The sequence below is a fragment of the Thermus composti genome (genome assembly GCF_014647535.1).
Taxonomy (GTDB): domain Bacteria; phylum Deinococcota; class Deinococci; order Deinococcales; family Thermaceae; genus Thermus; species Thermus composti.
In genome coordinates, this window is sequence record NZ_BMPJ01000003.1 from 80,080 (window position 1) to 99,381 (window position 19,302).

The following is a 19,302-nucleotide window of genomic DNA, read 5'->3' on the forward strand; positions in this document are numbered from 1 at the left end:
CCCCTATCGTTTTCCAGTTCTTTGGCTCAGTTCCTAAGCGGCTTACCCGTCTTCAAGGTGTGGGCGATCCGCTCCTGGGTCTTACGGGTCCCCAGCAGCTTCAAGAAAGCCTCCCGCTCCAGGTCCAAAAGGAACTCCTCCGAAACTTCCCGGGCCGGTCCCTCGCCCCCGGAGAGCACGTAGGCGATCTCCAGGCCGATGCGCATGTCGTGGTCGGAAATCTCCCCCGCCTCCCTAAAGGCCCAGACCGCATAGCGCAGGTTGCCCAAGGCCTCGCTTCCCAGAACCCGGATCCTGGGGGGAAGGGGCGGCCGGTAATCCGGGGCCAGCTCCAAGACGCGCCGTTTGGCGTCGGCGATGAGGAAGTCCCGGTTCATGCTGATGCGGTCCCGGTCGCGGAGGAAGCCCATCTTCCGGGCCTCGAGGGCGCTGGTGGAGGTCCTGGCCAAGGCGATCAGGTTGAAGGCCCGCTTCACCCCCTCAAAGGGGTCCGCCTCCTCGTAGGGCGCAAGCTCCTGGGTGAAGCGCAAAAGCATCTCCTTGGTGCCACCCCCGGCGGGCAGAAGCCCCACCCCCGCCTCCACCAGGCCCATGTAAAGCTCGGCGTGGGCCTGAACCGCGTCGGCGTGCAGGGTGAACTCCGCCCCACCCCCTAAGGTGAGGCCAAAGGGAGCCACCACCACGGGGAAGGGGCTATAGCGGAGGGACAGGGAGGCTTTCTGGAACTGGCGCACCGCCAAGGCGAGCTCGTCCCAGTCCCCCTCCTGGGCCAGGGAGAGGATGAGGGCCAGGTTGGCCCCGGCGGAGAAGGCCCTCGGGTCCTCGTTGCCGATGACAAGGCCCACATAGCCCTTCTCCTCCACGTACTCCAGGCTCTTCTGGAGCATGCGGATGACCCCTTCCCCGATGGCGTTCATCTTGGTGCGGAACTCCAGGAGGGCCACCCCATCCCCCAGATCCAGAAGGGCCGCCTCCTTGCTTTCCAAAAGGGTCTTGCCCTCGGACTTGAGGGCCTTTAGGGAGATGACGCCCTCCCGCTTGGGCAAGGGGTGATAGGCCCCGTCAAACCCCAGGTAGGTGCCATCCTGGTAGAAGGCCCCCTGGGCCTTCTGGAGAAGGGCGGGCGCCTCGAGGCCGTGCTCCTTCAAAAGGGCATGGAGCCGGTCTAGGCCCAAGGCGTCCATGCTCTTAAAGGGCCCCTCCTCCCAACCGAAGCCCCACTCCAGGGCCTGGTCCACGGAGACCAAGTCGTAAGCGATCTCCTCGGCTTTTTCCAAGGTGTAGTGGGCCGTGCGGGCGAAAAGTTCCCTCAGGAAAGCCCCGTACTTCCCCGGGAGGTCCAAGACCTTGGGTAGGCGCTCCCGCAAGGGCAGGTCCCTTAGGGCCCGGAGCTCGGGCAGGTCCACCTTGGCCCGGGGCACATACTCCAGGGTCCGGTAGTCCAAAGTGTAGATCTCCCCGTTCACCCGCCTGTAGAAGCCGGCGCCCGCCTTTTCTCCAAGGCGGCCCTCCTCCACCAGCCGGTGGACCCACTCGGGAAGGGTGAAGTCCTCCCCGGTGGCCTGGGCCAGCTCCCCGGTCACCAGCTTCAGCACGTCCAGGCCCGTGAGGTCGGCGGTGCGGAAGGTGGCGGAGTTAGGCCGGCCAAGGAGGGGACCGGTGAGGGCGTCCACCTCGTCGATGGTGAGGCCGTGCTTCTCCATGAGCCGCACCGCCTGGACCATCCCGTAGACCCCCAGGCGGTTGGCGATAAAGCCGGGGCGGTCCTTGGCCAGCACCGTACCCTTGCCCAAAATACGCTCCCCAAAGCGGCGGATCTCCTCCAGGACCTTGGGGTCGGTCTCCGGGGTGGGGATCAGCTCCAGAAGGTGAAGGTAGCGGGGGGGGTTGAAGAAGTGGGTGCCCAAGAAACGCTTGCGGAAACCTTCCGAGCGGCCTTCCAGAAGCACCCGCATGGGAATGCCGCTCGTGTTAGAGCTAACGATGGCGGTGGGCTTCAAGAGGCCTTCCAGGCGGGCGTAGAGGGCCTGCTTGGGCTCGGGTTTTTCAATGATGGCCTCCACCACCCAGTCGCAGTCCTTGAGCTTGTCCAGGTGGTCCTCGGTGTTGCCGATCTCCACGTACCGGGCAAGCTCGGGGTCCATGAAGGCGGCGGGCCTGGCCTTTAGGGCCCGCTCCAGCCCCCGCTTGGCGTACTCGTTGCGGTCCTTTTGCCCAGGGATATCCAAGAGCACCACCGGGATCCCAGCGCTGGCCACCAGGGCGGCGATCCCGCTACCCATGGTCCCTGCGCCCACCACGCCTACCTTCTTGATCATGGCCACCTCCTTATACTGAGTCAAAGTTTACGCCGGGACCGCCCCGATGTCAAAGGGGGAGCGTTTTAGGGCTTGAAGACCCTTGACAAGGCATCCCCAGGGCGAGATCGCCCTCCGCCTGAAGCTCTTCAACCCGAACCCTTAGCGGTCGGCGAAAAGGTAGAGGGCCTCCATCAGGGCCTCGGGGTAGTCCCGGGGCCTTAGGCCCTTTTTCTCCAGGCGGAAGCCCGGGGGGTACTGGGTGAGCTCCACCCGGTAGGGGAGGTTTTTGAGCCCCCGGGCGTCGTAGTCTAAGGGCCAGGCGGCGAAGACCGCCTGCAGGTGGGTGAGGTCCTCGGTGAGGGAGACCACCCCCTTGCGCTCCGCCACCAGGCGGAGCCGGGTGAGGTTCACGAAGTTCTCCGCCTCCTCGGGAAGAGGCCCGTAGCGCTCCTTTAGCTCCCGCACCAGCCGGGAGACCTCGGCCAGGCTTTGGGCCTGGGCGAAGCGGCTGTAGTAGCGGCTTCGGGCCTCGAGGCTCCCCACGTACTCCGCGGGAAGCCGGGCGGAAACGGAAAGGTCCAGGGTGACGTGGGGCCTCTCTGTCCGCACCTCCCCCTTGAGCTTGCGGATGGCCTCTTCCAGAAGCTCGGTGTAGACCTCCAGGGAAAGGGCCTTGATGTGCCCGTGCTGCTCGGGGCCGAGGAGGTTCCCCACACCCCGGATCTCCATGTCCCTTTCGGCCAGGAGGTGGCCCGAGCCCAGGTCCGAGAGGTCGGCGATGGCGGCGAGGCGCTTTTCCGCCTGCTCGGTGAGGCGGGGCGGGTGAAAGAGGTAGGCGTAGGCCTCCTGGTCCCGCCTTCCCACCCGGCCCCGAAGCTGGTAGAGGGTGGCAAGGCCCAGGCGGTCCGCCCGCTCAATGAGGATGGTGTTGGCCTCGGGCACGTCTAGACCTGCCTCAATGATGGTGGTGGCGAGGAGGACATCGTACGCCCCCTCGGCGAAGAGGAGCATGGTCTCCTCTATGAGGCTTTCGGGCATCTTCCCGTGGACCACCCCGATGCGGGCCTCGGGGACGAGGTTTTCCAGAAAGCGCCGCCTGGCCTCAATGGAGGCCACCCGGTCGTGGACGTAGAAGACCTTGCCGCCCCGCTCCAGCTCAAAGAGGATCGCCTCCCGCACCAAAAGGGGGTCAAAGGGGGCGAGGAAGGTCTTGATGGGCTTCCGGCCCGGGGGTGGGGTTTTTATGCTGGAAAGGTCCTTAAGCCCCACCAGGGCGGAGTAAAGGGTGCGGGGGATGGGGGTGGCGGAGAGGTAGAGGGTGTCCACCTCCGCCTTAAGCTCCCGGATCCTCTCCTTCTGGGCCACCCCGAAGCGGTGCTCCTCGTCCACGATGAGAAGGCCGAGGTCCTTGAAGCGCACGTCCCCTTGGAGGAGGCGGTGGGTGCCGATGACGATGTCCACCGTGCCCTCGGCGAGGCCCTTTAAAATGGCCGCCTCCTCCTTCTCCGGGGTGAAGCGGGAAAGGACCGCCACCCGCACAGGAAGCCCAGCAAAACGCTCGCGGAAGGTCTTCCCGTGCTGCTCGGCAAGGAGGGTGGTGGGCACCAGGAAGGCCACCTGGGCCCCGTGCCCCACCACCCGGTGGGCGGCCCTCAAGGCCACCTCGGTCTTGCCGAAGCCCACGTCCCCCGAGATCAGGCGGTCCATGGGGTGGGGGCTTTCCAGGTCCCTTAGCACCTCCTCCAGAGCCTGCTTCTGGTCGGGGGTGAGCTCGTAGGGAAAGCCTTTCTCCACCAGAGGGTCCCACTCGGGCAGGGGCGGGAAGGCCCGGCCCGGGGTGGCCTTCCGCTTGGCCTGGAGGACGAGGAGCCTTGCGGCCAGCTCCTCCACGTCCTTCCGGGCCTTTTCCTTGGCCCGCTGCCACTCGCTCTTGCCCAGGGAGGAGAGCTCCGGGGGGTCGTCCGTGGTCCCGGGGTGGCGCTTGAGGAGGGGAAGCTGCTCCACGGGGAGGTAAAGCCTCCCCTCCCCCCGGTAGCGCAGGACCAGGTAGTCCCGCCTGGCCCCCAGGACCTCCCGGGTCTCCAAGCCCAGGAACTGGCCGATGCCGTGCTCGGGATGGATGAGGTAGTCCCCCGGGGAGAGGGCCCCGGGGTCGGAAAGCCCCTCCCCCACCCGGACTCTGGCCCGCACCCCTCCCGTGGCAAAGACCAGGGCCTCGGTGAGGAGGACCCACTCCCCCCACTCCGCCCCGCCCTCAAAGTCCCCGAAGAAGAGGGCAAGCCGCCCCTTGGGGCCGGGAAAGCGGTCCAGAAGGAGGGGCGAGAAGGCTTGAAGGCGCCTTTTGAGGTACTCCAGGGTGCGGGCGTGGCCCACGAAGAGGTGGACCCGCTTCCCCTCGGCAAGCCAGCGGGCGAGGTCCTTCTCCAGGGCCTTCAAGCTTCCCCGGTAAGGGGGAAGGGCCCGCACGCCAAGCTCCAAAGGGGGAAGCTCCACCCCGCCCCCCAAGGCCACCCAGGGCCTTCCTGTGAGGAGAGGCCAGAGCGCCTTGGGGGCGAGGGCCGGGGTGTCCAGGTAGACGGGGCCGGGGAAGTGGAGGACCTTCTTGGAGGTGAAGCCCTCCGCCTTCCCTGGCTTGGGCAAAAGGACGTGGCGCCGCCTTTCCTCCCCCCGGACCAAAAGCCTTTCCAGCTCGTCCCCGTAGAACTCCAGGCGCACCTCGCCGAGCTCCAAGACCTCCCCCAGGACGCGGTAGTCCTCGTCCCGGGCGTAGCCCAGCTTGAGGAGGCGGGAAAGGAGGGCCTCCCGGGGGTAGGCCCGGCCCACCTCCAGAAGAAGCCGCCAGGCCTCGGGGTCCTCGGGGAAGGGGCTTAAGGCCTCCTCGTAGGAGAAGACGAAGAGGGCCTTTTCCTCCAGGGCCTCGAGGCCTGGGTTCACGTAGACCGGCACCCCGAAGGCAGAGAGGTTCCGGTAGCGGCGGACCCGGTCCTCAGGGGCCAAAAGGACCGCCGGGGGGTTCTCCCGGGCGAAGAGGAGAGCCCCCACCACCTGGGGCACGCTCAGACGGTAGCCGTAAAGGCGCTCTAGGGCAAGCTCCATGGGAAAGGCCCTTGCGGGCCTCCTTATTCTACCGCGTAAGCGTGGACGGCCAAGGCGCCGAGGCCCACGTTGGCGGCGATGGTGGCCCCGGAGCGGACCAAACGGCCCCGTTCTATCCGCAAGGAGTTCTCAAGACTCCGTTTAAGCCCTTCAATCCACTCGGGCTTGGCGTCGGAGTGGGCGATGGTGATGCGGGCAAGCCTTCCCCTAAGCTCCTCGGCCACCAGCCGGGCCAGGACCTCGGGGATGCTCCCCTCCCGGGCCACCCGCAGGAAGCGGATATGCCCCTTTTCAATGCGGAGGATGGGCCTTAGGCCCAGGAGGTTCCCCACCACCTCCCCGAAGCGGGGTAGGCGGCCGTTCCGGGCCAGGTGGGAGAGGTCGGCCACGCTGAAGTAGAGGCTGGAGCGCTTGAGCCTGTCCACCTCCCGCACCACCTCCTCCTCGTCCGCCCCGCCCTTGAGCATCTCCACGGCCCGAAGCACCATGGCCCCAAGCCCGGCGGAGACCATTCCCGTGTCCACCACCCGGATCCGGTGGGGAGCTACCTTGAGGGCCGCTTCCCGGGCCCGCTCCACGGTCTTGGAAAGCTCCTCGGAGACGTGGAGGGAAAGGAGCCGGTCGTAGACCTTTAGGTGGCGCTCGTAGACCTCGGCGAAGTCCTCCACGGTGGGGGGCTCGGTCACGGGCTCGGCCCCGGCGCGCATGGCCTGGTAGAGGGCATCGGGGGTGAGCTCCTCCCGGTCCTTGTACTTGCGGTCGCCCAGCCGCACGTAGATGGGCACCAGGCCCACCGCTTCCTCTTCCAGGAGGCTTGGGGAGAGGTCTGCCGTGGTGTCGGTCACAAGGCCCAGTTCCACGGGCCCCATCTTATAATGGCGGGCGGTTGCCATGGTTCTGGTCACAGGGTTCGCACCCTTCGGGGGGCTAAGGCACAACCCCTCGGCCGCCCTCCTGGACCTCTTGCCCGAGGCCCTGAGGGAAACCCCCCTCCACAAGGCGGTCCTTCCGGTGGACACCGAGGCCCTTCCCGAGGTCCTAAAGGCCCTCTGGGGGCTTAAACCCCGGGCCGTTTTGCACCTGGGCCTCGCCCTAAACCGCCCCCACCTCACCCTGGAGCGGCTTGCGGTGAACCTCCTGGACTTTGACCAACCCGACAACCGGGGGGTGGTGGTAAGGGAAAGGCCGGTGGTTCCCGGGGGGCCTTTGGCCCTGCCCGCCCGGGTTCCCGTGGGGAAGCTTTTGGCGCACCTCCGGGAAGCGGGGATCCCCGGAAGGCCAAGCCTCTCGGCGGGAAGCTACCTCTGCAACCAGGCCTTTTACCTTTCTCTGTACCACCTCCCGGAAGAGGTCCCCGTGGGCTTCCTCCACCTCCCCCCCGACGAGACCCTGGCCCTGGAAAGGGGCGGGGCCTATGTGCCCCTGGCCGAGCAAGCCCGGGGGGTGCGGCTCCTCCTGGAGGCCCTGTGCGGGTCCTCTTCCTGACGGACGCCCGGGCCATCGGGGGAAGCGAGGTTTACCTCAAGGAGATGCTCCCCCGGCTCAAGGCCCTGGGGCTTGCCCCGGAGGCCGCCCTGCCCGAGGCCCCGGGAAACCTCCCCGTCCGCCAGGCCTTGGAGGAAGCGGGGGTCCCAGTCCACGCCTATACCCACCCTCAGGCCCTGCCCCAGGGCTTTGACCTGGTGGTGGCCTCGGCCTGGTACCCCCAAAGCTACAAGGCCTTCTTCGGACGCTACCCGGGCCTTATCCCTTTGGTCCACGACCAGATAGAGATCTTCTATCCCCTAGGGGGGCGGTACCTCTACCGCCTGGGCTACCGCCTCCTCCAGGCCCCCAACCTCCGGAGGGCCAAGGCGGTGCTCACCGTCTCCCGGTGGGCCGCCCGGTGGCTTCGGGAAGTGCACGGGGTGGACAGGGTCCTGGCGGTGCCCAACGGGGTGGACACCCGCCGCTTCCGCCCCCCCACCCTCGAGGAGAAGGCCGCCCTTCGGGAGGCCTACGGCCTCAGGCGCTTCACCGCCTTGGTGCCCGCCCGGATGAGCCCGGAGAAGAACCACCTGGCAGCGCTCCTCACGGCGAAGCTCCTCCCTCAGGTAGACTTTCTCCTGGTGGGCACGGGGGCGCTTTTAGGCATCTGGCGGAAGACCGCGCGGCTTCTCGGCCTAAGGAACGTGCGCTTTTTAGGCCGGAGGGAGGACATGCCGGGGCTTTACCGGGCCGCCGACGCCATGCTCCTCCCCACCCTGGGGGAGAACCAGTCCCTGGCCACCCTCGAGGCCATGGCCTCCGGCCTTCCCGTCATCACCACCCCCATCCCCGCCCAGGCCGAGCTCATCCAAGACGGCCTCACCGGGAGGCTCGTCCCCCCCTGGCCCCCAAGGCTCGCCCAGGCCCTCAAGGAGGCCACCCCGGAGCTGGGCCTTCGGGCGCGGGCCTTTGTGGAGCGGCACCACACCTTAGACCAGGCCGCCCGGCAGCTCATGGCCGCCTTAAGGGAGGTGGCCGGTGCTTGAGGTGGCCTTCCTCACCGACGCCCCCCGCGTGGCCGGAAGCGAGATCTGGCTCTTGGAAGTGCTGCCCCTTCTTCCCCGCCTCGGCATCCACCCCACCGTCTTCCTGCCCAAGTCCCCTGCCCTCCGAGGCTTAGCCTCGCGTTTTGAGCAGGCCGGCATACCGGTCATTCAATACCCTAGCTTGGCCAAAGTCCTTAGCGATCTCAAAAATTTTCATGCCCGCGTCCTCCAAGCCTGGTTCCCCAGCACCTATAACCTCTTGAGGTATCTTCCCGAACCTCGTCTGGTCTACATCCACGACCAACTGGAGTACCACTATCCCTTTGGGCTTGACCGCCTCTATCGCGCCATCTACCGCTATACCAAGGCCCACCGGATCCGCCTCGCCAGCCGGATCCTGGTAGGAACCTACTGGGCCGCCGATTACCTATCGCGCCACTTCGGTCTCCAAGCCCACACGGTGCCTAGCGGGGTCAACCCCGAGCGTTTCCGGCCCCCAACCCCCACCGAGCGCAAGGACCTTAGGGCCAGGTTCGGCTTCCACCGCTTTACCGTTTTGACCCCGGCCCGTTTCACCCTGGAAAAGAACCACCTCGTGATCCTGCAAACCGCCAAGCGCCTACCCGATGTGGACTTCGCGCTGGCCGGTGACGGCGAACTGGCGCGGCTTATCAAGGCTTTAGCAATCCTTTGGAAATTGAACAATGTGCGCTTCTTGGGGAACCGATGGGATATAGCCGAAGTTTACCGAGCCAGCGACGCGGTTCTTTTCCCTACCCTTGCCGACAACCCCGGGCTGGTCATCCTAGAGGGCATGAGCACAGGGCTTCCCGTCATAACCAGCCCCTTCCCTCCTCAAGCGGAGGTCATTTCCCCGCTTGAGGGATGCCTGGTCCCCCCCACACCCTACACCTTGGCCGAGGCCATCCGCTGGCTCATAGACCACCCAAGCGAGGCCCAAGCCATGGGTAAGCGCGGCCGGGAGAGGGTGGTCGCCCAACGGACCACCCTTCACACCGCCCAGGCCCTAGCGGCATGCCTGCACGAAACCAAGAGTGTACAATCCCCCTAGATGCGCCTCTACCGCGTGGGCCTTTTCACCGATGTCTACTTCCCCAACCCCAACGGGGTGACCACCAGCGTCTACCTCCTCCTCCGGGAACTTAGGCGCATGGGGCACGAGGCCTGGGTCATCGCCCCGGCCCATCCCGAGGCCCCGGAGGGGGAGGAAGGGGTGGTGCGGGTCCCCTCCGTGGCCTACCCCTTCTACGAGGGGCAGCAGATCGCCCTCCCCTCGGCCAAGTACCTACCCACGGAGTTTGAGCTCATCCACACCCACACTCCCCTCACCCTGGGGGTGTGGGGCCTCCGGCTTGCCCGCAACAAGGGCCTGCCCCACGTCTCCACCTTCCACACCCACTACGAGAAGTACGCCCACTACGTGCCGGGGCTTGCGGTCCTGGACCGCTACACGGGCATCGTGCCCCGCCTGGCCAAGGCCTTCTACAACCGGGTGGAGGTGGTCATCGCCCCCACCGAGCCCGTGAAGCGCCTAGCGGAAAGCTACGGCATAGAGCGCCCCATCCGTGTTATCCCCACCGGCATAGACAACCGCCTCCTGGAAGAGGCCCCCCTTCCCTCCCCCTCCCCCTGGCCCGAGGGGAAAAGGCGCCTCATCACCGTGGGGCGGCTGGGGAAGGAGAAGAGCTTTGACGTGGTCCTCAAGGCGGTGGCGGAGCTCGCCAAGGAAGAGGACGTCTTCCTGGTGCACATCGGGGAAGGCCCCGAGCTTCCCCACCTCAAGGCCCTTGCCCAGGAACTCGGGATCGCCGACCAGGTCCTTTTCCTGGGCCCCGTGCCTTACAGGAGGATCGGGGGGTACTACCGCCTGGCCGAGCTCTTCCTCTTCGCCAGCGAGACGGAGACCCAGGGCCTTGTCATCTGGGAGGCCCAGGCCATGGGGGTCCCGGTGGTGGCGGTGGGGGCGGAAGGCGTCCTGGAGGGCGTGGAGGACGGAAAGGCGGGCTTTCTGGTGCCGCCGGGGGACTTCCGCGCCCTGGCGGCCAAGGCCCTGGAACTCCTCAAAGACGAGGAGCGGCGCAAGCGCTTCAGCCTCCAGGCCCGGGCTTTTGCCCTAAAGCGCTCAGCGGAAACCATCGCCGAACAGATCGTGGCCGTTTACGACGAGGCCAGCGAGATCCTGCGGGTGGAGCCGAGAAGGCTCATCTTTCCCTTTCCCCGGCTTCCCCGAAGTAGCCTCGAGGATCGCCCATGAGGTTCCGGGCCTGCCGCAGGAGGAACCGCCCCCACCCCCCCTTGAGCCTGCGGGCCGAGGTGAGGACCAAAGCCTCGGGCACATAGCGCACGGGGCCCAAGCGGGCAAGCCGGTAGCCCAAAAGCACGTCCTCCCGGGCCTCCACCTCGGGAAAGCCCCCCACCTTCAAGGCCGCCTCCTTGAGAACCATCATGTTGGCCCCGGCGAGGTTGGGGCGGCGAAGGAGGGCCATGAGGTGGAGGAAGGCCCTATAGCCCCACTCGGAGAGGGCGGCCTCGAGGGGGGAGACTCCATAGAAGCGCAAGGGGCCGTAAAGGGCCACCGCCCCCGGGGCCTTCCCGGCCAGCTTTTCCAGCCAGCGGGGCGTGGGCAGGGAGTCAGCGTCGGTCATGGCCACCCACTCCCCCCGGGCCGCCAAAAGCCCCGCCTGGCGGGCATGGGCCACCCCCTTTCTCCCGCAGTAGACCACCCGCACCCCGAAGGCCTCCGCCACCTCCCGGGTGCGGTCGGTGGAGGCGTTGTCCACCACGATGACCTCAAAGGGCGGAAGGGTCTGGGCGAAGACCGCCTCCAGGGCAGCGGGCAGGTAGGCTTCCTCGTTGTGGGCGGGGATGACCACGCTGATGCGCACGGGTATACTCTAGCGTGTTTCGCTGGCTTCCGTGGCGAAAGGAGGAGCTCGGCCCCTTCCTACGCCTGGTCCTGGCCTTAGGCCTGATGGAAGGGGCCCGGAGCGGGTTCTTCGCCGGCCTCCTTCCCTTCTACGCCCCCGAGCATCTGGGACTAGGGCCCGCCGTCTTCACCCTGGCCTTCACCCTGCACCAGCTGGCGGAAAACCTAAGCAAGTCCTTGGGGGGCCTCCTCGCCGAGCGGCTGGGCTTCGGCCGGATGGTGGCCGCGGCTGCCGCCACGGGCCTCCTCGCCCTCCTCCTCACCCCTCAGGCGGAAGCGCCTTTGGGCCTTTGGAGCCTGGCCCTCCTCTGGGGGCTTTCCATGTCCACCCTCTACCCCGGCCTCCTCACCCTAGCGAGCCGCATCGCCGTGGCGGGCCGGGAGGCCAGGGCCCTCTCCTTCACCCTGGTCCTGGTCATGCCCTGGGTGGGGATCGGGGTAGTGGGAACGGGACAGGTGGCCCAGCAGCACCCGGCGACTGCCCTCCACCTCCTCCTCCTGGCCCAAGGCGCCGCCCTGGCCTTAGCCCTAAGCCTCCTCCGCTTCCGCATCCCCCTCCCCCAGGAAAGACGGGAGCGCGTTAGCTACCACCGCCTCCTCTACTTCCTGCCCGCCGCCTTCGGCCAGACCTTCGCCCCGGGCCTGGTTTCCCTATTCCTCCTCCGCTTCGCCAAGGAGAAGCTGGGCCTCGAGCCCTTGGCCCTAGGAGGGCTCCTCCTTTTGGGCGGGGCGGTGGCCTTCGGCCTCCTCCCCTTCACGGGAAGGCTCGTGGACCGGGGCGGCTACCGCCTGGCCCTGGTGGGGGGGCTTGGCCTTCTGGGCTGGGTCATGGTGCGGCTGGGGATGGGCCCCTCCCTCCAGGAGGTCCTCCTCCTCGCCCCCCTGGGGGGGCTTGGGTTTGGCCTCTTCCTCCCGGGCTGGACGGGGTTTCTGGTCCGCCACCTGCCCCAGGAGAACCGGGCGGCCATCTGGGGCGGCCTCATGACGGTGGAGGGCCTGGGCCTGGCCTTAGGGCCAGCGGTGGGCGGGGCCTTGTGGGAAGCCTTCGGCCTGGAAACGCCCTTCTACGTGGGAGGAGGCATCTTTTTGGGCCTGGCCCTCTTCTACGCCCTGGTCCTTAGGGGGAAAGCGTGGAAGTAGCCCTTGGGATCCTTCTCCTCTACGGCCTCTCCGACCTCCTCTTCCGCTTCCTGGGGCTTGGGGCCTACGCCCACGGGAAAAGGCGGGAGGCCAAGGTCGCCCTCACCTTTGACGACGGCCCCTCGGAGAGGACCGAAGCCCTTCTCGCCCTCCTCCGCCGGCACGGGGTCAAGGCCACCTTTTTCCTCACCGGGGAAAAGGCCAAGGGAAGGCCGGACCTGGTGGAGGCCCTAAGGCGGGAAGGCCACCAGGTGGAGGACCACGGGGCCTACCACCAGGCCCTTTGGCTTTTCCTCCCCTGGGTGGAGTGGCGGCACATGCGCGAAACCCCAAGCCGCTACTACCGCCCCCCCCACGGCCTCCACACCCCCTTCACCCGCCTCTTCGCCCGGCTTTTGGGGAAGCGCATCGCCCTTTGGGACGTGGAGGGAAAGGACTGGCTGGACCTTCCCCCAGAGGCCTTAGCGGAAAGGCTTCTCTTCTACCTGAAGCCGGGAAGCATCGTCCTCCTCCACGACGGCCCCGAGCGCACCTTAAGGCTTCTAGAGATCCTCTTGCCGAAAATCCTGGCCTTGGGCTACGAGCCCGTTACCCTGGACGACCTAAAGCCCATCCCCCTCACCTTCCGCCTCGCCCTCCTCCGGGGGCTACAGGGCCTCGAGGAGCGCTACAACCAAAGGCACCGGGTGCGCCGGGCTGGGCTTGGCCCCTTTGACCTCTTCCGCATAGAGAAAAAACCCTTCCCCGGGCCCGCCCTGCCCGGGCTTCCCCCCGGGGTGCCCGCCCTGGAACTCCACCTGGAAAGCGCCCGGATGATGGACCTCTCCACCTTTGAGGTGGCCCGCTATCTGCGAAAAAGCCTCCACCGGGTGGCGGAGACGGTGGCCCAGGACCCGGAGGTGCGCCTGGTCTACGGGTACAGCTACCTGGCCCAGGGGGGGAGGTACCTGGGGTTTTCCACCCAGCCCCTCCCCTTCTGGCCCAGGCTCGTGGGCAGCCTGGCCAGCGCCTGGTTCCTCTGGCTTTACCGGGGGGAGTTCCCCAAAAGGGCCCACTTCTGGGCGGGGATGGCCTACCTCACCCGGGAGGAGCTCCTACGGCGATACCCACCGTCCACTCCCGCTTCCCCACCCCAGGCACCCGGTGAACCCGGAACCCCGCCTCCTTGAGGGCCCGCCGGAAAGCCCCCTGGGCGGAGTAGGTGGCAAGCCTCCCACCCCGCTTGAGGCTTCGCCGGAGCTTGCAGAGGACGGGAAGTCCCCAGGCCTCGGGGTTGGCCTTGGGGCTGAAGGGGTCCAGGTAGACCGCCGTGGCCCAACCAGGGGGCAAGCCCACCTCCCGCACGTCCGTGAAGAGGACCCGAAGCTCCCCCCAAGGCCCAAGGAAGCGAGAGGTGGGCCAGGCCCTAAGGAGGGCGGCGAACACCGCCTCCGCCCGGGGCAGGGGAAGGGAGATTTGCGCCAGGACCTCCTTGGGCAAGGGCTCCTTCTCCACCGCCAGGTAGAAAAGCCGCACTCCCCTTTGGAGGGCGCTTTCCAAGGCCACCCGGAAGTTCACCCCTAGGCCAAACCCCACCTCCAGGACCCTGGGGGCGGGGTGAAGGTGGGTCAGGGTCTTCTCCAGGTAAAGCCTCCGGGCCTGGAGGAGGGCCCCCTGCCTCGGGTGGTAGGCCTCCCCGTAGCCCGGGTGGAAGAGGGTGGGGGTGCCGTCTTGGGTGAGGCGAAGCTCCATCCTTTGGCTAGAATAGCCGCCATGGAGCTCACCCTTCTGGACAAGCTTTCGGGAACCCTGGCCAACGCCCTCACCGTGGCCTTAGGGACCGGCCTGGGCCTCGCCTTGCGGGGAAGGCTTCCCGAGAGGATGGCCCGGATCATGGTGCAAGGGGTAGGGCTCACCACCCTCTTCATCGGGCTCTCCATGGCCCAGGCCCTGGGGAGGGCCAAGGGTGGGGCGGTGGACGGGGTGGTCCTGGGGCTCATCGCCCTGGTCCTTGGGGGGCTTCTTGGGGAGTGGGCCCGCTTGGAAGAGGCGCTAGAGGGCCTAGGGGAGAGGATCAAGCAGGCGGTCAAGGGCGGGGGGAGCTTCACCGAGGGCTTCGTGGCGGCGAGCCTCCTCTTCTGCGTGGGGCCCATGACCCTCCTCGGGGCCATTCAAAACGGCCTCGTGGGCGACCCGAGCCTCCTCCTCCTCAAGGCCACCCTGGACGGCCTTTCCGCCATCGCCCTCACCAGCTCCTTCGGGGTGGGGGTGGGCTTCAGCGTTTTGGTCATCCTCCTCTACCAAGGAGGCGTGGCCCTCCTCGCCGGGACCCTGAGCCAGGCCCTCCCCGACCCCGCGCAAGACCCCAGGGTCCTCCTCGTGACCGGGGTGGGCGGGCTCATGATCCTGGGCATCGGCATCAACCTCCTCGGCCTCACCCGGGTGCGGGTGGCCTCCTTCCTCCCCGCCCTGCTCCTCGCCCCCTTGGCCTGGGCCCTGGCGGACCGGTTCGGCTAAAATGCCCGGTATGGAGCTGTCTCCCGAGCTTCTCCGCAAGCTGGAAACCCTGGCCAAAATCCGCCTATCCCCCGAGGAGGAAGCCCTGCTTTTGCAGGACCTCAAGCGGATCCTGGACTTCGTGGACGCCCTTCCCCGGGTGGAGGGAGGGGAAGCGGAGGAGGCCTGGGGCCGCCTGCGGGAGGACGAGCCCAGGCCCTCCCTGCCCCAGGAGGAGGCCTTGGCCCTAGCCCCCGAGGCGGAAGATGGTTTCTTCCGCGTGCCCCCCGTTCTGGAGTAGCCATGGTGGACCTCAAACGCCTGCGCCAGGAGCCCGAGGTCTTCCACCGGGCCATCCGGGAAAAAGGGGTGGCGCTGGACCTGGAAGCCCTCCTCGCTCTGGACCGGGAGGTCCAGGACCTGAAAAAGCGCCTGCAGGAGCTCCAGACCGAGCGCAACCAGGTAGCCAAGCGGGTCCCGAAGGCCCCCCCGGAGGAGAAGGAAGCCTTGATCGCCCGGGGCAAGGCCCTGGCCGAGGAGGCCAAGCGGGTGGAAGAGGCCCTAAGGGAGAAGGAGGCCAGGCTCATGGACCTCCTCCTCCAGATCCCCCTCCCCCCATGGCCCGGGGCCCCTGTGGGGGGCGAGGAGGCGAACCGGGAGATCAAAAGGGTGGGGACCCCCCCTGCGTTTTCCTTCCCCCCTTTGGACCACGTGGCCCTCATGGAGAAAAACGGCTGGTGGGAGCCTAGGATCAGCCAGGTCTCGGGGAGCCGCTCCTACGCCCTAAGGGGGGACCTCGCCCTTTACGAGCTGGCCCTTATTCGCTTCGCCATGGACTTCATGGCGAAGCGGGGCTTCCTTCCCATGACCCTCCCCTCCTACGCCCGGGAGAAGGCCTTCGTGGGCACCGGCCACTTCCCCGCTTACCGCGACCAGGTCTGGGCCATCGCCGAGACTGACCTCTACCTCACGGGCACCGCCGAGGTGGTCCTAAACGCCCTCCACTCCGGGGAGATCCTCCCCCACGAGGCCCTTCCCCTGCGCTACGCCGGCTACGCCCCCGCCTTCCGCTCCGAGGCGGGAAGCTTCGGGCGGGACGTGCGGGGGCTCATGCGGGTCCACCAGTTCCACAAGGTGGAGCAGTACGTGCTGACGGAGGCGAGCCTCGAGGCCTCCGACCAGGCCTTCCAGGAACTTTTGGAAAACGCCGAGGAGATCCTGAGGCTTCTAGAGCTCCCCTACCGCCTGGTGGAGGTGGCTACAGGGGACATGGGCCCGGGGAAGTGGCGGCAGGTGGACCTCGAGGTCTACCTTCCCTCGGAGGAGCGCTACCGGGAGACCCACTCCTGCTCGGCCCTTCTGGACTGGCAGGCCCGGCGGGCCAACCTCCGCTACCGCGACCCCGAAGGCCGGGTCCGGTACGCCTACACCCTGAACAACACCGCCCTGGCCACTCCCCGCATCTTGGCCATGCTTTTGGAAAACCACCAGCTCCCCGACGGCCGGGTGCGCATACCCGAAGCCCTTATTCCCTACATGGGCAAGGAGGTGCTGGAACCGTGCGAATAGAGGCGGCAGAGCTTAGGCTCCTGGAGCTTCCCCTGAAGTTCCGCTTTGAGACGAGCTTCGGGGTGCAGACCAAAAGAACCATCCTCCTCCTCAGGCTTTTCGGGGAAGGGCTAGAGGGCCTCGGGGAAGGGGTGATGGAGCGCCTTCCCCTCTACCGGGAAGAGACGGTCATAGGAGCCAGGTACCTCCTGGAAGAGGTCTTCCTGCCCCAGGTCCTGGGCCAAGACCTCCCCAACCCCGAGGCCCTATGGGAGGCCCTCCGCCCTTTCCGGGGCAACCCCATGGCCAAGGCGGTTCTGGAGATGGCCTTCTTTGACCTCTGGGCCAAGGCCTTGGGGAAGCCCCTCTGGCAGGTCCTGGGGGGGGTAAGAAGGGCGGTGGAGGTGGGGGTTTCCCTGGGGATCCAGCCCTCGGTGGAGGACACCCTAAGGGTGGTGGAGAAGCACCTCAAGGAGGGGTACCGCCGCATCAAGCTCAAGATCAAGCCGGGCTGGGACTACGAGGTCCTGAAGGCGGTGCGCCAGGCCTTCCCCGAGGCCACCCTCACCGCCGACGCCAACAGCGCCTATAGCCTCGCCCACCTTCCCCGGCTTAAGCGCCTGGACGAACTCCGCCTGGACTACATAGAGCAACCCCTCGCCTACGACGACCTCCTGGACCACGCCAGGCTTCAGCGAGAGCTTGCCACCCCCATCTGCCTGGACGAAAGCCTCACCTCGGCGGAGAAGGCGAGGAAGGCCATAGAGCTCAAGGCGGGCCTCGTCTTCAACATCAAGCCCGCCCGGCTTGGGGGGCACGGGGAAAGCCTAAGGGTGCACGCCCTAGCCCAAAGCGCCGGGATTCCCCTCTGGATGGGGGGGATGCTGGAGGCGGGGGTGGGGAGGGCCCACAACCTCCACCTGGCCACCCTCCCCGGCTTCACCAAGCCCGGGGACGTGAGCTCGGCGAGCCGCTACTGGGAGGAGGACATCGTGGAAGAGGCCCTGGAGGCCAAGGACGGCCTCATGCCCGTGCCGGAGGGAGCGGGCATCGGGGTCCACCTGAAGCTTCCCTTCGTGGAGCGGATCACCCTATGGCAGAGGTACATGTCCGCGAGCTAAGGGGCTGGGAGGAGATGGAAAGGGTGGTGGACCTCCAGCGGGAGGTCTGGGGGCGCGCGGAAAGCGACCTGGTGCCGCGGGGCCTCCTCGTGGCCGTCCAGGATGAGGGGGGGCTTGTGGCCGGGGCCTTCGTGGGGGGAAGAATGGTGGGCTTCGTCTTCGGCTTCCCCACGAGGGACCCCGCCCTTCACCACTCCCACATGCTGGGGGTCCTGGAGGCCTACAGGGGCACGGGGGCGGCCCTCCTCCTCAAGCGCTTCCAGAGGGACTGGTGCCTGGCCCGAGGGATCCGCAAGGTGGTCTGGACCTTTGACCCCATGCGGGGGGCGAACGCCAACTTCAACCTGCGGAAGCTCGGGGCCACGGCCAGGACCTACCTCCCCGACCTCTACGGCCCCATGACCGGGATCAACGCCGGGGCCCCCTCGGACCGGCTCCTCGCCGAGTGGGACCTCCTTTCGGAAAGGGTCTACGCCCGGCTCTACGCCCCCCCGCCCGAGCCCCAGGTGGCGGGCCTCCCCCAGGTGAACCGGGTGGAGGAAGAGGTGCCGGTGGAGGAAAGGCTTGGCCTCGAGGCCCCCAGGCTCCTCTTCCAGATCCCTGAGGACTGGGGGAGGATCCTCCGGGAAGACCCCGCCCTCGCCCTGAAGTGGCGGGAGCATAGCCGCCTGGTCCTTTCCCACTACTTCGCCCGGGGCTATGTGGCGGTGGACTTCCTCCGCCACCCCAACCGCTATGTCCTGGCTAAGGACTGAGCTCTGGACCGCCGAGGTGGTCTACGCCGGCTTCGGCACCCCCATGCTCCGGGGGGCCCTGGCGGTGCAGGGGGGGTTCGTGGTGGGGGTGGGAAGCCTCTTGGAGCTAAGGGCCCGCTTCCCCGAGGCGGAGGTGGTCCACAAAGGGAAGGCCCTTTTCCCGCCCCCGGTGAACGCCCACACCCATCTGGACCTAAGCCTCCTTCCCCGCTACCGGGGGCCCTTCCCGGGCTTCCTCCACCACGTGGTGGCCCACCGGGAAAGGCGGGGCCTCGAGGGGGCGAAAAAGGGCCTTGAGGAGCTTGTGGCCTCCGGGGCGGGGGCCTTCGCCGACATCGTCTTCAAGGACGAGGTGATGGACTTCCTCCTGGAGGAAAGCCCCCTCCCCGGGGTGGCCTTCTACGAGGTCTTCGCCCCGGAGCCCTCCCTGGCGGAGGTAACCTTCGCCGCGGTGCGGCGGAAGGTGGAGGCCTGGCGGAGGCGGGAGGGCAGGGTGAAGGTGGGGCTTTCCCCCCACGCCCCTTACTCCGTTAGCCCCCCTCTCCTAAAGAAGCTCGCTCAATGGGCCAAGGCCGAGGGGATCCCCCTCATGGTCCACGGGGCGGAAAGCCTCGAGGAGGTGGCCTTCCTCGCCCGGGGGGAAGGCCCCTTGCGGGAGGTGTACGGGCGCTTCGCCAAGACCCCCTGGACCCCCCCGGGCACCACCCCCATCCGCCACCTCCACGCCCTCGGGGTCTTGGGCCCCACCACCCTTTTGGTCCATGGAGTCCAGGTGGACGAGGAGGAGGTGGGGCTCCTCGCCGAGACCGGCACCAAGGTGGTCCTCTGCCCCCGCTCCAACGCTTCCTTGGAGGTGGGGGAGGCCCCCCTCGCCCTCTACGCCAAACACGGGGTGGAGCTCGCCCTAGGCACCGACTCCCGGGGCTCAAGCCCCGACCTGGACGTGCGCCAGGAGGCCCTTTTCCTCTGGGAGAAGGCCGACCCCCGCCTCCTGGTCCGGGCCCTCACCCGGGGAGGATACCGGGCCCTGGGCCTCCCCACGCCTAGGCTCACCCGGGGGACGCCCGCGGCTTTGGTACACTCCCTCTGATGCAGGAGAGGAGCCCAGGCCCTCTGATCCTCTACAGCCTCTTCACCGGGGCCTTGGCCGGCGGAGGGGCCGCCCTCTTCGGGCTTTCCCTCAAAGCTTTGGGGGAAGGCCTCGGGAAGGCCTTCGGCTACCTCCCCCCGGAGGCCCCGGGGGAAGGGGGTCTGGCCCAGGCCTTCCTGGGGCCTTCCCCTTGGGCCTTGGCCCTCCTCCTCCCCCTGCTTTACGGAGGGGTGAGCTTCCTGGGAAGCGGGCTTGGGCTTACCGCCTTTCTCCTCCTGGCCCGGGAAGGAAAAGCCCCTCCCCCCCTCGCCCCCCTC

At 67.6% G+C, this 19,302-nt stretch carries 17 protein-coding genes; 12 read left to right on the top strand and 5 right to left on the bottom strand.

The annotated features are described in order from the left end of the window. Window positions 1–26: 26 nt before the first annotated feature. The 3 genes from IEX93_RS01895 to IEX93_RS01905 all read right to left on the bottom strand — a co-directional run bounded on the left by IEX93_RS01895 (window position 27) and on the right by IEX93_RS01905 (window position 6,256). A complete protein-coding gene (locus IEX93_RS01895; RefSeq protein ID WP_188845861.1) occupies window positions 27–2,318 on the bottom strand; it encodes a 3-hydroxyacyl-CoA dehydrogenase/enoyl-CoA hydratase family protein in 2,292 nt (763 codons plus the stop codon). Window positions 2,319–2,459: 141 nt separating this feature from the next. Beyond that, window positions 2,460–5,396, bottom strand: a complete 2,937-nt coding sequence (gene mfd / locus IEX93_RS01900) for a transcription-repair coupling factor (RefSeq protein ID WP_188845863.1) — start codon at window positions 5,394–5,396, stop codon at window positions 2,460–2,462. Window positions 5,397–5,419: 23 nt separating this feature from the next. Beyond that, window positions 5,420–6,256: a DegV family protein gene (locus tag IEX93_RS01905; protein ID WP_229906072.1), complete on the bottom strand. Its 837-nt coding sequence runs from the start codon at window positions 6,254–6,256 to the stop codon at window positions 5,420–5,422. A 31-nt stretch (window positions 6,257–6,287) separates the two neighbouring features. On the opposite strand from IEX93_RS01905, the gene IEX93_RS01910 reads away from it, so the two are divergent. From IEX93_RS01910 to IEX93_RS01925, 4 genes are read left to right on the top strand one after another with little or no spacing between them, the layout of a single operon-like run. Next, window positions 6,288–6,881 carry a pyroglutamyl-peptidase I gene (locus IEX93_RS01910; protein WP_188845867.1) on the top strand — a complete coding sequence of 198 codons (594 nt, stop codon included), beginning with the start codon at window positions 6,288–6,290 and terminating at the stop codon, window positions 6,879–6,881. Next, the gene (locus IEX93_RS01915) at window positions 6,863–7,909 is read left to right on the top strand and encodes a glycosyltransferase family 4 protein (protein ID WP_188845869.1); all 1,047 of its coding nucleotides are present in this window, start codon (window positions 6,863–6,865) and stop codon (window positions 7,907–7,909) included. The genes IEX93_RS01910 and IEX93_RS01915 overlap by 19 nt, the downstream gene beginning before the upstream one ends. After that, window positions 7,902–8,981, top strand: coding sequence for a glycosyltransferase family 4 protein (locus tag IEX93_RS01920; RefSeq protein ID WP_188845871.1), 1,080 nt, complete (start codon window positions 7,902–7,904; stop codon window positions 8,979–8,981). The genes IEX93_RS01915 and IEX93_RS01920 overlap by 8 nt, the downstream gene beginning before the upstream one ends. Beyond that, on the top strand, window positions 8,982–10,184 hold the full coding sequence (locus IEX93_RS01925; RefSeq protein ID WP_188845873.1) for a glycosyltransferase family 4 protein: 1,203 nt from the start codon (window positions 8,982–8,984) through the stop codon (window positions 10,182–10,184). It abuts the gene before it with no gap. Here the strand turns inward: IEX93_RS01925 and IEX93_RS01930 are convergent. After that, window positions 10,132–10,815, bottom strand: coding sequence for a glycosyltransferase family 2 protein (locus IEX93_RS01930; protein WP_188845874.1), 684 nt, complete (start codon window positions 10,813–10,815; stop codon window positions 10,132–10,134). The genes IEX93_RS01925 and IEX93_RS01930 overlap by 53 nt on opposite strands. A gap of 14 nt (window positions 10,816–10,829) precedes the next feature. On the opposite strand from IEX93_RS01930, the gene IEX93_RS01935 reads away from it, so the two are divergent. Together IEX93_RS01935 and IEX93_RS01940 are read left to right on the top strand one after the other, a co-directional pair. Continuing rightward, window positions 10,830–11,996: an MFS transporter gene (locus tag IEX93_RS01935; RefSeq protein ID WP_188845876.1), complete on the top strand. Its 1,167-nt coding sequence runs from the start codon at window positions 10,830–10,832 to the stop codon at window positions 11,994–11,996. Continuing rightward, window positions 11,987–13,165: a polysaccharide deacetylase family protein gene (locus tag IEX93_RS01940; protein WP_188845878.1), complete on the top strand. Its 1,179-nt coding sequence runs from the start codon at window positions 11,987–11,989 to the stop codon at window positions 13,163–13,165. Before IEX93_RS01935 ends, IEX93_RS01940 begins: the two co-directional genes overlap by 10 nt. Here IEX93_RS01940 and mnmC2 read toward each other — a convergent pair. Beyond that, window positions 13,074–13,727, bottom strand: a complete 654-nt coding sequence (gene mnmC2 / locus IEX93_RS01945) for a tRNA (5-methylaminomethyl-2-thiouridine)(34)-methyltransferase MnmC2 (RefSeq protein ID WP_188845879.1) — start codon at window positions 13,725–13,727, stop codon at window positions 13,074–13,076. The genes IEX93_RS01940 and mnmC2 overlap by 92 nt on opposite strands. Before the next feature lie 21 nt (window positions 13,728–13,748). Here mnmC2 and IEX93_RS01950 point away from each other — a divergent pair, with 21 nt between their 5' ends. The 6 genes from IEX93_RS01950 to IEX93_RS01975 are packed head-to-tail and all read left to right on the top strand — an operon-like array spanning window position 13,749 to window position 18,985. After that, on the top strand, window positions 13,749–14,492 hold the full coding sequence (locus IEX93_RS01950) for a DUF554 domain-containing protein (protein ID WP_188845881.1): 744 nt from the start codon (window positions 13,749–13,751) through the stop codon (window positions 14,490–14,492). A gap of 10 nt (window positions 14,493–14,502) precedes the next feature. Further along, window positions 14,503–14,772, top strand: a complete 270-nt coding sequence (gene gatC / locus IEX93_RS01955; protein ID WP_188845883.1) for an Asp-tRNA(Asn)/Glu-tRNA(Gln) amidotransferase subunit GatC — start codon at window positions 14,503–14,505, stop codon at window positions 14,770–14,772. Between the two features lie 2 nt (window positions 14,773–14,774). Further along, a complete protein-coding gene (serS, locus tag IEX93_RS01960; RefSeq protein WP_188845885.1) occupies window positions 14,775–16,040 on the top strand; it encodes a serine--tRNA ligase in 1,266 nt (421 codons plus the stop codon). Further along, entirely contained in the window at window positions 16,031–17,140 is a 1,110-nt protein-coding gene (gene menC / locus IEX93_RS01965; protein ID WP_188845887.1) for an o-succinylbenzoate synthase, read from the top strand. Before serS ends, menC begins: the two co-directional genes overlap by 10 nt. Beyond that, window positions 17,113–17,895 (top strand): GNAT family N-acetyltransferase, encoded by a 783-nt coding sequence (locus IEX93_RS01970; RefSeq protein WP_188845889.1) that lies wholly within the window; start codon window positions 17,113–17,115, stop codon window positions 17,893–17,895. Before menC ends, IEX93_RS01970 begins: the two co-directional genes overlap by 28 nt. Beyond that, on the top strand, window positions 17,876–18,985 hold the full coding sequence (locus IEX93_RS01975) for an amidohydrolase family protein (protein WP_188845896.1): 1,110 nt from the start codon (window positions 17,876–17,878) through the stop codon (window positions 18,983–18,985). Before IEX93_RS01970 ends, IEX93_RS01975 begins: the two co-directional genes overlap by 20 nt. The last annotated feature ends 317 nt before the right edge of the window (window positions 18,986–19,302 follow it).

Bases quoted from the DNA above. Each gene is read 5' to 3' on its own strand.
- IEX93_RS01895 (WP_188845861.1), bottom strand. From the start codon at position 2,318: ATGATCAAGAAGGTAGGCGTGGTGGGCGCAGGGACCATGGGTAGCGGG.
- mfd (WP_188845863.1), bottom strand. From the start codon at position 5,396: ATGGAGCTTGCCCTAGAGCGCCTTTACGGCTACCGTCTGAGCGTGCCC.
- IEX93_RS01910 (WP_188845867.1), top strand. From the start codon at position 6,288: ATGGTTCTGGTCACAGGGTTCGCACCCTTCGGGGGGCTAAGGCACAAC.
- IEX93_RS01925 (WP_188845873.1), top strand. From the start codon at position 8,982: ATGCGCCTCTACCGCGTGGGCCTTTTCACCGATGTCTACTTCCCCAAC.
- mnmC2 (WP_188845879.1), bottom strand. From the start codon at position 13,727: ATGGAGCTTCGCCTCACCCAAGACGGCACCCCCACCCTCTTCCACCCG.
- IEX93_RS01950 (WP_188845881.1), top strand. From the start codon at position 13,749: ATGGAGCTCACCCTTCTGGACAAGCTTTCGGGAACCCTGGCCAACGCC.
- gatC (WP_188845883.1), top strand. From the start codon at position 14,503: ATGGAGCTGTCTCCCGAGCTTCTCCGCAAGCTGGAAACCCTGGCCAAA.
- serS (WP_188845885.1), top strand. From the start codon at position 14,775: ATGGTGGACCTCAAACGCCTGCGCCAGGAGCCCGAGGTCTTCCACCGG.
- IEX93_RS01970 (WP_188845889.1), top strand. From the start codon at position 17,113: ATGGCAGAGGTACATGTCCGCGAGCTAAGGGGCTGGGAGGAGATGGAA.
- IEX93_RS01975 (WP_188845896.1), top strand. From the start codon at position 17,876: ATGTCCTGGCTAAGGACTGAGCTCTGGACCGCCGAGGTGGTCTACGCC.